The organism is Salinicola sp. MIT1003, assembly GCF_001858555.1.
Taxonomy (GTDB): Bacteria; Pseudomonadota; Gammaproteobacteria; order Pseudomonadales; family Halomonadaceae; genus Salinicola; species Salinicola salarius.
In genome coordinates, this window is the sequence record NZ_MCAP01000022.1 from 40464 (window position 1) to 53822 (window position 13359).

Annotated in this window: 15 protein-coding genes; 8 read left to right on the forward strand and 7 right to left on the reverse strand. The window is 60.1% G+C overall.

Annotation, left to right across the window (positions count from 1 at the left end):
* Window positions 1-25 precede the first annotated feature (25 nt).
* Window positions 26-517 (forward strand): 3'-5' exonuclease, encoded by a 492-nt coding sequence (locus tag BC443_RS10045; RefSeq protein ID WP_247643259.1) that lies wholly within the window; start codon window positions 26-28, stop codon window positions 515-517.
* 64 nt (window positions 518-581) lie between these two features.
* Here BC443_RS10045 and BC443_RS10050 read toward each other — a convergent pair whose 3' ends face one another.
* The 5 genes from BC443_RS10050 to ybaK are packed head-to-tail and all read right to left on the reverse strand — an operon-like array spanning window position 582 to window position 3527.
* Entirely contained in the window at window positions 582-1553 is a 972-nt protein-coding gene (locus BC443_RS10050) for an NAD(P)H-quinone oxidoreductase (protein ID WP_071231703.1), read from the reverse strand.
* A 48-nt stretch (window positions 1554-1601) separates the two neighbouring features.
* A complete protein-coding gene (locus BC443_RS10055) occupies window positions 1602-2162 on the reverse strand; it encodes a TIGR00730 family Rossman fold protein (RefSeq protein WP_071231704.1) in 561 nt (186 codons plus the stop codon).
* A gap of 48 nt (window positions 2163-2210) precedes the next feature.
* The gene (locus BC443_RS10060; protein ID WP_071231705.1) at window positions 2211-2732 is read right to left on the reverse strand and encodes a DUF501 domain-containing protein; all 522 of its coding nucleotides are present in this window, start codon (window positions 2730-2732) and stop codon (window positions 2211-2213) included.
* The gene (locus tag BC443_RS10065) at window positions 2701-3030 is read right to left on the reverse strand and encodes a hypothetical protein (RefSeq protein WP_071231706.1); all 330 of its coding nucleotides are present in this window, start codon (window positions 3028-3030) and stop codon (window positions 2701-2703) included. The genes BC443_RS10060 and BC443_RS10065 overlap by 32 nt, the downstream gene beginning before the upstream one ends.
* An 8-nt stretch (window positions 3031-3038) precedes the next feature.
* Window positions 3039-3527 (reverse strand): Cys-tRNA(Pro) deacylase, encoded by a 489-nt coding sequence (ybaK, locus tag BC443_RS10070; protein ID WP_071231707.1) that lies wholly within the window; start codon window positions 3525-3527, stop codon window positions 3039-3041.
* 85 nt (window positions 3528-3612) lie between these two features.
* On the opposite strand from ybaK, the gene BC443_RS10075 reads away from it, so the two are divergent.
* Together BC443_RS10075 and BC443_RS10080 are read left to right on the forward strand one after the other, a co-directional pair.
* Window positions 3613-3960, forward strand: coding sequence for a hypothetical protein (locus tag BC443_RS10075; RefSeq protein WP_071231708.1), 348 nt, complete (start codon window positions 3613-3615; stop codon window positions 3958-3960).
* Window positions 3961-4188: 228 nt separating this feature from the next.
* Window positions 4189-4974 carry an outer membrane protein OmpK gene (locus tag BC443_RS10080; RefSeq protein ID WP_071231709.1) on the forward strand — a complete coding sequence of 262 codons (786 nt, stop codon included), beginning with the start codon at window positions 4189-4191 and terminating at the stop codon, window positions 4972-4974.
* Window positions 4975-5072: 98 nt separating this feature from the next.
* Here the strand turns inward: BC443_RS10080 and BC443_RS10085 are convergent, their stop codons facing one another.
* Entirely contained in the window at window positions 5073-5432 is a 360-nt protein-coding gene (locus BC443_RS10085; protein WP_247643263.1) for a hypothetical protein, read from the reverse strand.
* A gap of 131 nt (window positions 5433-5563) precedes the next feature.
* On the opposite strand from BC443_RS10085, the gene BC443_RS10090 reads away from it, so the two are divergent.
* Window positions 5564-6721 (forward strand): PatB family C-S lyase, encoded by a 1158-nt coding sequence (locus tag BC443_RS10090; RefSeq protein ID WP_071231711.1) that lies wholly within the window; start codon window positions 5564-5566, stop codon window positions 6719-6721.
* A 66-nt stretch (window positions 6722-6787) separates the two neighbouring features.
* Here the strand turns inward: BC443_RS10090 and BC443_RS10095 are convergent, their stop codons facing one another.
* Window positions 6788-7723: a tetratricopeptide repeat protein gene (locus BC443_RS10095; RefSeq protein ID WP_071231904.1), complete on the reverse strand. Its 936-nt coding sequence runs from the start codon at window positions 7721-7723 to the stop codon at window positions 6788-6790.
* 102 nt (window positions 7724-7825) lie between these two features.
* Here BC443_RS10095 and BC443_RS10100 point away from each other — a divergent pair, with 102 nt between their 5' ends.
* The 4 genes from BC443_RS10100 (at window position 7826) to BC443_RS10115 (ending at window position 13290) form a co-directional block, all read left to right on the forward strand.
* Window positions 7826-8632: a DUF3750 domain-containing protein gene (locus BC443_RS10100; RefSeq protein ID WP_247643260.1), complete on the forward strand. Its 807-nt coding sequence runs from the start codon at window positions 7826-7828 to the stop codon at window positions 8630-8632.
* Window positions 8633-9069: 437 nt separating this feature from the next.
* Window positions 9070-10527, forward strand: coding sequence for a M14 family zinc carboxypeptidase (locus BC443_RS10105; protein WP_071231712.1), 1458 nt, complete (start codon window positions 9070-9072; stop codon window positions 10525-10527).
* A 400-nt stretch (window positions 10528-10927) separates the two neighbouring features.
* Window positions 10928-11803, forward strand: a complete 876-nt coding sequence (gene rfbA, locus BC443_RS10110; protein ID WP_071231713.1) for a glucose-1-phosphate thymidylyltransferase RfbA — start codon at window positions 10928-10930, stop codon at window positions 11801-11803.
* Window positions 11804-12066: 263 nt separating this feature from the next.
* Entirely contained in the window at window positions 12067-13290 is a 1224-nt protein-coding gene (locus tag BC443_RS10115; RefSeq protein ID WP_071231714.1) for a glycosyltransferase, read from the forward strand.
* Window positions 13291-13359: the final 69 nt, after the last annotated feature.

Consider the following 13359-nt stretch of genomic DNA (forward strand, 5'->3'; position numbering starts at 1 on the left):
GCATCATGGAGAGGGAGCCCGCAACGTGTTGCTGCCCACCCTGCTAGACATCGAAGCTTCCGGTTTTGGCCGTGGCAGTTACCCCATCGAGATCGGCCTGGCCCGTGCCGATGGCAGCCGCTGCGCGTTCCTGATCCAGCCGGCAAGAGAGTGGACGCACTGGGATCCCAAGGCAGAACTGCTGCATGGCATCTCCCGGGCGCGCCTGGTGCGCGAAGGCCGGCCACCTGTCGAAGTCGCGCGCTGGCTCAATGACGAGCTGGCGGCGGACGGTATCGCCTACAGCGACAGCTGGGGCTACGACAATACCTGGCTGTCGCTGCTGTTCGATCAGGCCGGGATGTTGCCGCGATTTCGACTGGAAGCGCTGCGGCGAATTCTGAGCGAGGCGCAGACCGAATGCTGGGCCAGGATCAAGGCGCGGATCGCCGAGCAGCACGATATCCGTCGCCACCGCGCCGGTGACGACGCCCGCCTGTTGCAGTTGACCTACAAGGCCACGCTGAACGTCGGATAGCGCTCCGGGAGCGTGCCGTGATCGTGGGCCGGACCGCGATCGAGCGTGGCCGGTCGACGCGGTTTTACCCCGCTCCGCTGACGCTGAGCAGAATCTTGCCGGTGTTGCGGTTGTCGGAAAGGTGCTGCATCGCGGTCTCCGCTTCCTGAATGGGCCAGGTGCCGGCAATCAACGGTTCGATCTCTCCGCTGGCCAACTTGGGCCAGACGTGCGCATACAGTGCGTCGAGAATCGCGCCCTTGGCCTTCGTCGAGCGGGAACGCAGGGTCGAGCCGATCAGGCGCTGGCGCTTGACCAGCATGCGCCCCAGGTTGATCTGCGCTTCCGCGCCGCCCATCAGGCCGATGAGAACCAGCCGGCCATCGGTGTTCAGCACGGCCAGATCCTGAGCGATGTAGTCGCCTCCCACCGGATCGAGAATCATGTCGGCGCCGCCCCAGTTCTTGACCGCCTCGACGAAGCTGCCATCGTGCCGGTTCCAGCCGGCATCGGCGCCTAGCCGGTAGCAGGTTTCCAGCTTGTCGGCGCTGCCGGCGGTCACGAAACAGGGGTTGCCGAACACGCGGCAGAGCTGAATCGCCGCCGTGCCCACGCCGCTGGCGGCAGCGTGCAGCAGGACGCGCTGGCCGGTCTGTACCGCCCCTTCCATGTAGAGGTTGAGCCAGGCGGTCGTGAAGACCTCCGGCAGTGCGGCGGCTTCACGCAGCCCCAGACCCTGGGGGATGGGCAGAACCTGCGCTTCGTTGACCACGACCTGCTCGGCATAGCCGCCGCCGGCCAGCAGGGCGCAGACTCGATCGCCCTTGCGGAAGCGCTCCACGCCCTTGCCGACTTCGCTGATCGTGCCGCTGACTTCCAGTCCCGGAATCTCGGATTCTCCCGGCGGCGGCGGATAGTTGCCGCCGCGCTGCATCAGGTCGGCGCGATTCATTCCCGCCCAGGCCACATCGATCCGCACCTCGTTGGCACCCAGCGGGCCGAGGTCGTCGTGTTCGCGCCAGATCATTCGATTGTCTTCGATGGCGATGGCATGCATTCCCAATCCTCCTTGATGGATACGTTACCGGTGCTCGAACCGCGTCGTTCAAGCGTCGTGATTTCTCAGTCTGGCATCTTCGGCCAGGCGATCCAGCAGGGTTTCGATATCGGCCTCGGCGACCAGCGTGCGGCGGGTGGCGACATCGAGAAAGCCGTGTTCGACGGTGGTGTCGAGGAAGGTCAGCAGCGGCGAGTAGAAGTCGGCGACATTGAGCACGCCGATCGGCTTGCCGTGCAGGTCGAGGTAGCGCCAGGTCCAGATCTCGAACAGCTCCTCCAGCGTGCCGATACCGCCGGGTAGCGCGACGAAGGCATCGGCATGCGCGGCCATGGCAGCCTTGCGTTCGTGCATGTTGTCGACCCGGATCAGCCGGGTCAGGCCATGGTGCGAGACTTCGCGCTGGACGAGATGTTCAGGCATCACACCGATCACTTCACCGCCTTCGGCGAGACAGGCGTTGGCCAGCCGACCCATCAGGCCATTACGGGCGCCGCCGTAGACCAGCCCCCAGCCGCGACTGGCGATCGCCGCGCCGAGTGCGTCCGTCGCTGCGGCGAAACGCGGATCGTTACCTTCACGCGAGCCCAGATAAACACAGATTTGCACGCTATCGCTCCTGGAAAACGAATAATGAAAGAGAGGGATTCCCGACCATCACGGAATGCTGGCGGCGACATCATGCTCTGCATCGAGCCAGCGGCCGATGGCGTTGTCGCCGCAGAGATGGTGCGCATACTGCGTATGCAGGCAGCGCACCTGATCCCAGTTGGTGATCCCGCCGACGCCGCGCTCGCGCATCAGTTGGGTGTAGCCGCGCTGCTCCACCGCCTCGCGCTGTGCGTCGGTCATGAAATCCCAGCGCTGGCGCACGTAATCGGCATGGCTCTGGTGGTAACTGGCCATCCATTCCGGGTCCTGCTGCAGCCGGGCTTCCAGCTCCTTGATCACGCCACTGGCCTCCAGGCGCGACAGCACCACCTTGAGACGCTCGCAGGAGAGCCAGTAGAGCGTCGGGAAGGGCGCATCGTCGACGATCGGCGCCATGCGCAGGACCAGCGGGCGGCCATGACTGTCGGTGGCGGCGACCGCTTCGAGACCTCGGGGCGGGCGGCCCAGCTGTTCGGTGATGATCGCCAGTTGGGCGTCAGTCGGTGTCTGATTGGTGTGAATCACCATGGGAGGAATCCAGTATGACCTTGTTGGAACGAGCCACGGCGCGATAGAAGGCCTGGCTCAGCTGCATCGGCGTGGGCGAGTAGAAATAGTCGCGCAGCAGGTAGTCGCGGGCGCGCTCGACCAGCACGGCGTGCAGTCGATTGAACGGCGCATCATAGTCGTAGGGATCGGGACCCGGCAAACGCAGATGCGGGTAGTCGGCCAGGCGCTCCATGAAGTAGTGCTCCAGCGCCCGCTCGACGGCACGATGGCGATCGAGATCGTCGGGATCGATCCACAGGTCGAAGTCTATCGACATGCGAAGGATCAACCGCGCCGGGCCAGCGCCGCAGTACGAGCTGCGGTCAGGGCGATCAGGTCGCCTGGTGCCAGCGACAGTTCCAGCCCGCGCCGGCCACCGCTGACGTGCATCGTCTCCATGGCGCTGGCGCTCTCGTCGATGAAAGTCGGCAGACGTTTCTTCTGGCCCAGCGGGCTGATGCCGCCCACCAGGTAGCCGGTGGTGCGCTCGGCCACCGGGGCTTCGGCCATGCGCGCCTTGCGCGCACCGGCGGCCTTGGCCAGCGCCTTGAGATCCAGCGTGGCATCGACAGGCACCAGGGCGACCACCAGACGCCCGTCGTCGAGCTGGGCGAGCAGTGTCTTGAATACACTGGCAGGCGGCAGCGACAGTGCCTGGGCGGCATCGAGACCATAGGAGTTGTGGGAAGCCGCCTCCGATTCACTACCCAGCTCGTAGCTGGTGACCTCGTGGGCAATTCCCCGGGATTCCAGCAGGCGGATCGCGGGCGTCATGGCGCGATTCCCGTGCCGGTCGAGGCAGGTTGCGGAAGACCCGGCGACGTTTCTAAGCTGACCACGCGATGGAGACTCCTTATCGATGGTGACTGACGACGAGATAGCGGACTACGAGGTAACCGAGCGTTGCGCGCTGTGCGGACGTGCCGCGCCGTTGACGCGTCATCATCTCATTCCCAGAACGTTGCACCGCAAACCGCGCTATCGCAAGCGCCTTGGGCGCGATCTGATGCAGACGGCCATTCTCCGGGTCTGCCGACCGTGCCATTCCCATCTTCACCGGACATTGGGCGAGCGCGAGCTGGCCGACCATTATGCAAGCCGCGAAGCACTGCTGTCGCATCCCGATATTCGCGCCTTTGTCGAGTGGCTGGCAACCAAGCCGGACGGCTTCATTCCCAAGCGTCAGGCCAGGCGTCGTCGTTCCTGAAACCCGCCTCAAACTTGTGCAATCGGTCAGGTTTGGAGAGATACCTGAATTGAAACAGTGCGTTAGAAAAACGCCCAAGTAACCAGGGCGCCTATGTTTCGCTGCGCGCCTGTTGTTTTGTATACAAAAACAACAGGCTGGCACACCTTTTGCTTCTGCTGCTTCCGGGTCTTCGTGACCTCGAGTTCAAGCGCCAGAGAGCGATCCATGAGAAAGGAGCAAGGTGGAATGAAAGGCTTGGGACGGAGCGCTGTCGCCATCGGCGTGATTGCAGGGGCGGCCCTTGGTGTGGCCGGTGAGGCTTCGGCCGATAGTCCGATTCTGTGGCAAGGCAACAGCCTGACCTACTTGTACGGGCAGAATTTCGAAGTCGATCCGTCGACGCAGCAGACGGTAACTTTCGAGCATGCCAGTAGCTGGACAGCAGGGGATCTGTTCATCTTCGTCGACAAGATTTTCTACAACGGCGAAGAATCCGCCACCAACGGCAGCAATACCTATTACGGCGAATTCACGCCACGTCTCTCTTTCAACAAGATATTCGACCAGTCCTTCCGACTGGGCCCCATCAGTGATGTGCTGCTGGCGGGGACCCGCGAGTTTGGCGAAGGAGACGTGGAAACGACCTTGCTGGGGCTGGGCGTGGATCTGACAATTCCCGGTTTCGACTATGCTCAGATCAACGTCTATCACCGCGACCCGGATGGGGATCGTGATGGCGATACCTGGCAGATCACGCCGGTATGGTCGGTGACGATCCCGGCGGGAGAATCGGATTTTCTGATCGATGGTTACATCGACTGGGTGGTGGACAACGACGATAGCTACCACGCCAACCTGCACGTCAACCCGCAGATCAAGTACGACCTTGGAAAGGCGATGCACTGGTATCAGAAGAAGCTCTATGTCGGTCTGGAGTACGACTACTGGAGCGACAAGTACGGGATCGAGAACAGCACGGCTTTCGATACCGACCAGAACACCGCGAGTCTTCTCGTCAAGTACAACCTCTGACCTCCGTCTGTTCATGTCAGCGTGCCCTGCGGCCTGATACGGGCTGATACTGAACGGCTCTAGCGAGTCATGGCATGCCTCGCGCCGGGCCTGGCAGGTCAGACCAGGCGCAGCCCGCGATAGTCGTGCCACGCTTCGGCCAGCGGTGCGGCGAGGCGCTCGCGCAAGTGTTCGGGCAGCGCGTCGCGCGCCGTCTCGAAGGCGTCGAAGTCCCGATTGTGCAGCCAGCAGTAAGCCCAGGCGCAGGCCTCGTCGTCATCGCGGGGCAGGGGCCTGGCCGGCATCTGCACCAGCAGGAACAGCGCCGTTCTGGCGGCCCAGCGCGGTGGCGTAGCGTCACCGCTCCAGTGGGTCAGCGTGGCGCCGTCCGGTGTCGACTCCGGCTCTCCCAATTTGGCGATGCGCGCCGTATCGGCCAGAATCAGGGCCAGACGGTCGGGGTCGGCCTGCCCCAACATCAGCCAGTGACCGACCAGTTTCGAATTGCCGGCCAGCACCCGAGCGTAGAACGGTCGGGGAGAAGCGTTGTCAGGCACGTCAGGCCGCTCGCACATGTTCGTCCATCCATTTCGATGATGAGATCACTATCGTGAATTTCGATTTTGCCACGCGTATCGATCGCCGCCAGCACGCCACCAAGAAGTGGCTGCAGTACGATGAGGATGTCCTGCCCCTCTGGGTCGCCGATATGGATTTTCGCTCGCCGCCGGCGATCATATCGGCGCTCGAGTCACGCGTCGCGCACGGTGTCTTCGGCTACGGTGACGTGTCCGCGACACTGAAGCAAACCCTTTGCGACTGGAGCCGTGACCACTACGACTGGCAGATCGAAAAAGCGTGGCAGCTATGGGTGCCCGGCGTGGTGCCGGCGCTCAATCTGGCGGCGATGGCATTCAGCGAACCGGGGCAGGGCGTGCTCACCGCGACCCCGATCTATCCGCCGTTTCTGAGTGTCGCCAGAAATACCGGACGTGAAGCACAGACGTTCGCGCTGGCCGACCCCGTTGCGTCTGGCGAACCCTGGCGGCTCGATCTCGAGGCGCTGGAAGCGGCGATCCAGCCCAACACCCGCGTATTGCTGTGGTGCCACCCGCACAACCCCACCGGGCGCGTGTGGAACGCCGAGGAGATGAAGGGACTGGCCGAGCTGGCGGTGCGTCACGACCTGATCGTGATTTCCGACGAGCTGCACTGCGATCTGATTCTCGATCCTTCGGTCTCTCATCGGCCGCTGGGTCAGCTGTGCCCGGAGCTGAAGGATCGTCTGATCACGCTGTGGGCACCCTCCAAGACGTTCAATATCGCGGGGCTCTCCTCCGCCTGCGCCATCATCGCCGACGACGATCTGCGCCAGAGATTCCAGTCTGCGGCTGCCGGCTTGCTGCCGAGCGTCAACGTGCTCGGCCTGAGCGCGTCGCAAGCCGCCTACGCCGAGTGCGAGGAGTGGCGCCAGGCGCTGCTGGGCGAGCTGCGGGACAACCTGGCATTGGTGGAAGCGCACGTCTCGCGCTGGCCGGGCGTGGCCATGACAGCACCGGAAGCGACCTACCTGGCCTGGCTGGATCTACGCCATAGCGCGTTGGCCGAGTCGCCGCAGCAGCGCTTGTTGGAAGAAGCACGGGTTGCGCTCTCCGATGGCGCCGACTTCGGCTGGCCCGGTTTCGTCAGGCTCAACTTCGGCATGCCGCGAAGCTGGCTCGAGGAGGCATTGATGAGGCTGGATCGGTTGCTTGCCGAGCCAGCCTGACGAAAACGCCCGGCGCGAGCTTTCGCTCGGGCCGGGCGCTCCGGGTATTACGTGGATCGACGTCGATCAGTAGAGCATGGCGAACAGGCGACGGCGGTAGGTGACGGTCAGCGGGTGTTCGGCGCCCAGCGCATCGAAAACGCGCAGCAGCGTCTTGCGTGCCGCATCCTCGCCGTAGGCGCGATCTCGTTTCATGACGGCCAGTAGCGCTTCGAGCCCGGCTTCGTACTGGCCGTCGGCGATCTGGCGCATGGCACGCTGATACTGCGCCTCGCTGTCGTCACGCTCGCCCAGGGCGTCGATATCGGCCTGGCTCAAGGCTTCCTCGCCGAACTCGATGCGTGCCCGCACGCCGCGTGCCTTGGCCGCATCGCGGTGTTCCGGCGGCAGATTGTCGAGGATCTGCTTGGCGTCAGCGGTGCGACCGGCGGCGACCTGCACCCCGGCCAGCTCGATCTGGTAGTCGTAGTGCTCCGGATACTGCTGGATCAGTTCCTGGTAGATCGCTTCGGCCGTCTCGGTGTCTCCGGAGGCAAGTGCCGTCTCGGCCATCTCTTCCGGGCTCTGCGAGGCGTTCGCCGGTGCCTCGAGATACTTGCCCAGCCACTCGCGAACCTGCTTTTCCGGTAGCGCGCCCTGGAACTGGTCGTAGAGCTGGCCCTGGGAAATCAGCTTGACGTCCGGCACCGAGCGCACGCCAAGCTGGGAAGCGATCTGCGGGAAGGCTTCGATGTCGAGCCGCGCCAGTACGAAGGCGCCAGCGTATTCCTGCGCCAGCTTCTCCAGCACCGGTTTCAAGTTCTTGCACGGCTCGCACCAGGAGGCCCAGCTCTGCAGCAGCACCGGATGCTGCATCGAGCCCTCGAGCACGACCTGCTGGAAGTTCTCCAGCGTGACGTCGACGATGACGTCCTCCGGGGCAACGTTGTTACCGGCGCCATTCTGGCTGCTTTCTTCCGGGCCGGTCAGCGGTTGTCCGGTGCGGGGATCGACGATAGCCATGTGAAAACCCTTGATGTTCGATTCGAGATTGATGAGTGTTATGTGGGCCATCGTACGCCGATTCAACCCGTCTCCCGACCAGAACGCCGGAATTCTCTGCCGATGAACCTGTCCCGCATGCTGACTCGCACGTTCAAGTTCGTGCTGGCCGCCATCACGCTGATTATCGTACTGCTGCTGGGGCCTGCCTACATGCTCGCTTCCCAGCAGGTGCCGATGTCCGCCAACTGGCAGGATGCGGATCGTTCTTCCAGTGGATTGGCGCCGGATCCGGCGGAGGTGCGCGAAGCAGTCGTTCAGGTCTATGCGGCGCGCACCTTCGAGTGGCGCGGGGCGTTCGGCGTGCACACCTGGATCGCGACCAAGGCCGAAGATGCCAGCCGTTATCGCGTCTATCAGGTGGTGAGCTGGCGTCGGCCCACGGTGGAGACCAGCTATGCGCCGCCGGATCGCCAATGGTATGGCAATTCGCCGACGCTGCTGGCCGAACTCCGGGGCGACAAGGCGGCGCGGGCGATCAGCGGGATCGAGCGCGTCGTGCCCGACTATCCGTTTCCCGACCGTTACGGTATCTGGCCCGGCCCCAACAGCAATACGTTCATCGCCTGGGTGGTGCGACAGGTACCGGAGCTCTCGGTGGACTTCCCGCCCAATGCGATCGGCAAGAACTACCTGCCAGGAGAGTTCGTCGCCAGGACGCCGACGCAGACCGGCTATCAACTGTCGCTGGGCGGTCTGTTCGGCGTCATGCTGGCCTGGGACGAAGGATTCGAACTCGACGTGCTGGGACTGACCGTCGGAGTCGACTGGCAGTCTCCCGCACTCAAGCTGCCCGGCATCGGCCGGGTCGGCATGGCGCAACCGACCGGTAGCCACGGGGAAAGAGAAGCGGAGCAGGAAATTCCGTGAACAAGGCTCTCGATCCCGGCGAGGGCCTTTCGATACCTGGCGGATGAGCGGATGGAAAAGGCCGCCGAATTCTCAAGGGCGATGTCTCCGCCCGGCTGTTTCGGGAAGCGACTTCGAAAAACGACGCGCCAGCGTGGCCGCCATAATCGTACAGTCTTGCCCAGAAGGTGATCGTGCGATCCGCTTGACCGCCTTCGGGCATGCTTGAGTTCACACTGCCATTAACAAAGCCTCTTCTTACGAACAGTACGCTTTTTAGCGGTATTGTGCCTGTTGCTTAATGCGTTGGTAGTATTTTTTTATTTAATCGATATTAGTTGTGTCAATATTTCTTGTTATTTTTAAATGATTTCGGCCCTGGGCGCTGCCTTTTATTGATCCGGCATATTAGTTTTAAAGCTGCTGGTTTAATAATAACTTGATAAACAAGGCATCGTATGGGGTTACAGAACAACGCGGAAATCGTGCAGTCTCTATATTTGGCATATCTAGGGCGGGCGGCGGATCCGGAGGGTTTGATCTATTGGTTAGGTCAGCTCGAAGAAGAGCGAGCGAGCGCCAACCAGGTCAAGCAGGCAATCGCCAACTCGAGCGAAGCCACAGCGCATCTCGCACTATTGGATAGCGATGACTATGTTCGCTCGCTATACCACCACTATTTTGAGCGTGAGCCCGGCAGTCTAGAAGTGAATTACTGGGCGGAGCGCCTTGAAAGCGGCAATCTTGCTTGGGATGAGCTACCGGATTGCATGGTTGATGCAGCGTGCGCGCAAGATCAGGAAGCGCTACGTGCCAAACTATCGGTTGCCAACTATTACAGCCAGCATGTCACACAAAATGATTACGATATAAAGCAACCCTTGGCTCTGGATCACCTGCAGAGTAATGAAGAATTATACGCCACGTTGGGTCGGCTTGCCGAACACGAAGCAATAACGCTTGAGCAAGTCGGCGAGTCTGTCGAGGGAATGCCACTTTATAGTGCCGTGGTGGGAACTGGACCGAAAACATTAATGATCGTTACCCAACAGCACGGCGACGAGCCATTGGGAACGGAAGCGGTTTTAGGGTTGCTTGAGTACCTGGCCGGGGAAAGCGCTGGAGCGCAGACACTGCGTGAGACAATGACCATAGTGGTAATGCCGCGCGTCAATCCGGATGGCTTCGCACGTTGGCAGGAGCAGGTCGCAGGCAGCGAAGGCGTACTGGACCCTCGTTACAATTCCAATGGTATCGAGCTCAATGGGACTTACGACCCGAATCAGCCCTACGACCCTGACTTGGCGCCGGAGTCTGCTGCTGTCCGTCAGCAGGTGGCCCATTACCGGCCGGATCTGTTCCTGGATATTCATAACCAGAATACCTACCGCAGCGAAGACGGATCATTGGCTACCCTGTCAATCATGTGGCCTACGAACGAAAACATAGACCCGGCATTGATAGAGTTCAGCCAGCGCGCGGCCGTTGCGATCGACCAAGCACTGGGGGAGTACGATCATGATAATCTCACCCGCTATCCTGGCAATGATGTCCCCGGTATCAGTCGTAATGGCTTGGGGCTCGATGGAACTGCAACGTTGTTGCTCGAACAACGTGGACTCCAGGAGATGGACCAGCTCGCCCAAGGCACGGAGCTCGACTTTAGCGCTCTGGCCGGAGCGCTGACGCTTGAATTATGGATTGGCATGGTAGGTATCGCTGAAGCCATGTCTACTGGCAGCGTGGATACGCTCGATCCGCTTTTAGCGCTGCAAATTCCTGAGCGAGCAGAGGCGGTCAGCTTCGAAGCACTCTATGGCAGCGACCAGCTATTGGCCTTTGCGGAACAATCGCCAATGATGCTCGAGGAGACCCAACTACTCGGCATACAGCAAGACGAGGCCTGGTTGATCTAGCTTTGTACGAAAACTGCCTGCGCTCGGCCATACGGCGTTGAAAATTAGCTCGCTGAATTTCAGTTCAGAACGTCCGAAGGACGACCCGAAGAACGCCCCAAAGGACGACCCGAAGGGCGAGCGAAGCGAGTCACGTACTCATTGACACCCCCCGTAAACCGGGGCGCCAGCCCGGTCCGTTTTCGCTGATTTTTGCCTTGTCTGATCATCACTCGTCGAATTGTCTTACAAAGCTAGCTTGCGGCCATGGCTGCAGCAAAACCCAAGATAATCTCCGGTGCCTGGGCGCGTTACGCATTCCGTTGTCAAGATGGTCAGATTGTAGTGTAGAGTTGCCGGATGACTACCAAATACAACTGGCAGCGCGTGCAGGGCTGATACCGGGGGCAAAAGCAGGTCGATGACGAAGAAGGGCATAATCCTGGCGGGTGGCACTGGCTCGCGCCTTTATCCCATTACTCATGCGGTTTCCAAGCAGCTATTACCAGTCTATGACAAGCCGATGATCTATTATCCGTTGAGCACGCTGATGCTGGCGGGTATTCGCGACATCCTGATCATCACCACCCCTCACGACGCGGCCAGTTTTCAATACTTGATGGGCGACGGACACCAATGGGGTCTGAACATCAGCTACGCAGTACAGCCGGAGCCTGGCGGCCTGGCGCAGGCCTTCATCATAGGCCGTGCCTTCCTGGAAGGTAACGGTTGCGCATTGGTGCTTGGGGATAACATCTTTTTCGGTCACGGGTTGACCGATCAGTTACAGCGTGCCGCCTCCCGGCAAAGTGGCGCCACGATCTTTGGTTATCAGGTCAGTGATGCCCAGCGCTACGGAGTCGTCGATTTCGACGAGCAGGGTTGCGCGACTTCCATCGTGGAAAAGCCTGAGCGACCGCAATCCAACTGGGCAGTGACGGGCTTATATTTTTACGATAGTACCGTTGCGGATATCGTGAATGACCTCAAGCCCAGTGCACGTGGCGAACTGGAAATTACCGATGTGAACAATCACTACTTGCGCCGCGAAGAGCTTCAGGTCGAGCGGCTGGGGCGTGGTTTTGCCTGGTTCGACACCGGCACCCACGATAGCCTGGTAGAAGCCAGTAGCTTTGTGCAGACAATCGAAAAGCGTCAGGGGCAGCGTATCGCCATACCCGAAGAGATCGCCTTCAATAACGGCTGGATCGACCGAGCGGAGTTACTGAAACAGGGAGCGGCGCTAAGCAAAAACGGCTATGGCACGTACCTGATTCGATTGGCAGAGGGTGCTTGATCCTTGCTGCGTTCCTATGTTCCACGGCCACAATGGCTCTTTTTTCGAGCTCTCGCCCTGATCAGCGCTCACTTCATCGCCAAGGTCGCCCCGACATTGGAAGGGTGGTCTCGATGGCTAGCCTATGCGACTGCGGCTACCTTGCTGAGCTGGGCAATCTGGAGCTTGGTAGATCTTGCTAGGCGGCGCTGGCGTCGTCGCTAGCAGGCCGCACCAATCTCTGAGCCAGGCTCGATATGTTTTCTCTCATTTAGGAATCGTTTGTGGCACCGAGACGCCGAATTCTCTTCATACATGCCAATTTCCCCGGGCAGTTTCGTCATCTGGCCCCTGCGCTTGCGCAACGTGGAGATGACGTCCGAGCGGTAAGCTTGAGCCGACTTCCAGAGGCATCACCTTTTCCGGTTGTTCAGGCACGTCTGTCAAGAGGTAATCCTTCGAATCTGGATCCGCTGCTCAGGCAGTTGGATAGCAAGCTGATCCGTGGGCGTGCGACTCAAGAGGTGCTGGAAGAGTGGCGATCACAAGGATGGTTGCCTGACCTGGTAATCGGCCATAGCGGCTGGGGCGATATGATGGCGGTACGCGAACTGTTTCCCCAGGCCAAGGTTATAGGTTGGTTTGAATTCTATTACCACGCGACCGGACAGGACGCCGATTTCGATCCTGAGTTTCCCTTATCGATAGAGGACCGTCTGCGCGTACGTCTGAAAAACCTATGGCCTTTGTGGATGCTGGAGCAGGTAGATCGGGGCGTCTGCTCGACTCACTTTCAGAAGCTGACACACCCGGCCGCCTATCATAATAAATTGAGCGTGATTCACGAAGGTATCGATACCCAACGGTTTCATCCCAAACCCAATGTGCAAGTAGCGCTGGGAAAACGGCTTGAGTTGACTCGAGAAACGCCGGTTATCACTTTCGTCAACCGAGACCTGGAACCATATCGTGGTTATCACGTATTCATGCGAGCCCTACCGGCAATTCTGGAACGAAACCCCGAGGCTCAAGTATTTATCGTGGGCGGAGATGGAGTCAGTTATGGTGCCGCCCCGAAGAATGGGCGCAGTTGGAAGGAAATCTTTCTGGAAGAAGTTGGCGAGCGTCTCGACGCCAGTCGAGTCCATTTTCTGGGCCGTGTTCCTCATGCCACGCTAACTGCACTGATTCAGCTGTCGCGTGCACATGTATATTTGACTTATCCCTTTGTCCTATCCTGGTCCTTGCTGGAGGCAATGAGTTGCGGCGCGCCAATCATCGGCTCCGATACTGCCCCGGTTCGTGAGGTCATAGAAGATGGCAAGAATGGTTTATTGGTGGACTTTTTCGACAGCCAATCGTTGACGGATTCGATTACCCGGGCACTACAGTATCCCAGTGAAATGGAAACCATGCGTGCCAACGCACGACGCACGATTATCGATCGCTACGATTTAAATCGTATTTGTTTGCCGCAGCAGATTTCTCTAGTGGAAGAAATTATTTAAGTTTATATGCGCCAGCATAAGATTAATTATAATTAACTATCACGATTTATATACTTATTCGATTTTCTT

What these genes read in the sequence shown, in the direction of transcription:
- BC443_RS10065 (WP_071231706.1), bottom strand. Translation starts at nt 3,030, where the DNA reads ATGTCGATAGACTTCGACCTGTGGATCGATCCCGACGATCTCGATCGC.
- BC443_RS10100 (WP_247643260.1), top strand. Translation starts at nt 7,826, where the DNA reads ATGAACCTGTCCCGCATGCTGACTCGCACGTTCAAGTTCGTGCTGGCC.
- BC443_RS10095 (WP_071231904.1), bottom strand. Translation starts at nt 7,723, where the DNA reads ATGGCTATCGTCGATCCCCGCACCGGACAACCGCTGACCGGCCCGGAA.
- BC443_RS10075 (WP_071231708.1), top strand. Translation starts at nt 3,613, where the DNA reads ATGGTGACTGACGACGAGATAGCGGACTACGAGGTAACCGAGCGTTGC.
- BC443_RS10060 (WP_071231705.1), bottom strand. Translation starts at nt 2,732, where the DNA reads ATGGTGATTCACACCAATCAGACACCGACTGACGCCCAACTGGCGATC.
- BC443_RS10050 (WP_071231703.1), bottom strand. Translation starts at nt 1,553, where the DNA reads ATGCATGCCATCGCCATCGAAGACAATCGAATGATCTGGCGCGAACAC.
- BC443_RS10105 (WP_071231712.1), top strand. Translation starts at nt 9,070, where the DNA reads ATGGGGTTACAGAACAACGCGGAAATCGTGCAGTCTCTATATTTGGCA.
- ybaK (WP_071231707.1), bottom strand. Translation starts at nt 3,527, where the DNA reads ATGACGCCCGCGATCCGCCTGCTGGAATCCCGGGGAATTGCCCACGAG.
- BC443_RS10085 (WP_247643263.1), bottom strand. Translation starts at nt 5,432, where the DNA reads ATGTTGGGGCAGGCCGACCCCGACCGTCTGGCCCTGATTCTGGCCGAT.
- rfbA (WP_071231713.1), top strand. Translation starts at nt 10,928, where the DNA reads ATGACGAAGAAGGGCATAATCCTGGCGGGTGGCACTGGCTCGCGCCTT.
- BC443_RS10080 (WP_071231709.1), top strand. Translation starts at nt 4,189, where the DNA reads ATGAAAGGCTTGGGACGGAGCGCTGTCGCCATCGGCGTGATTGCAGGG.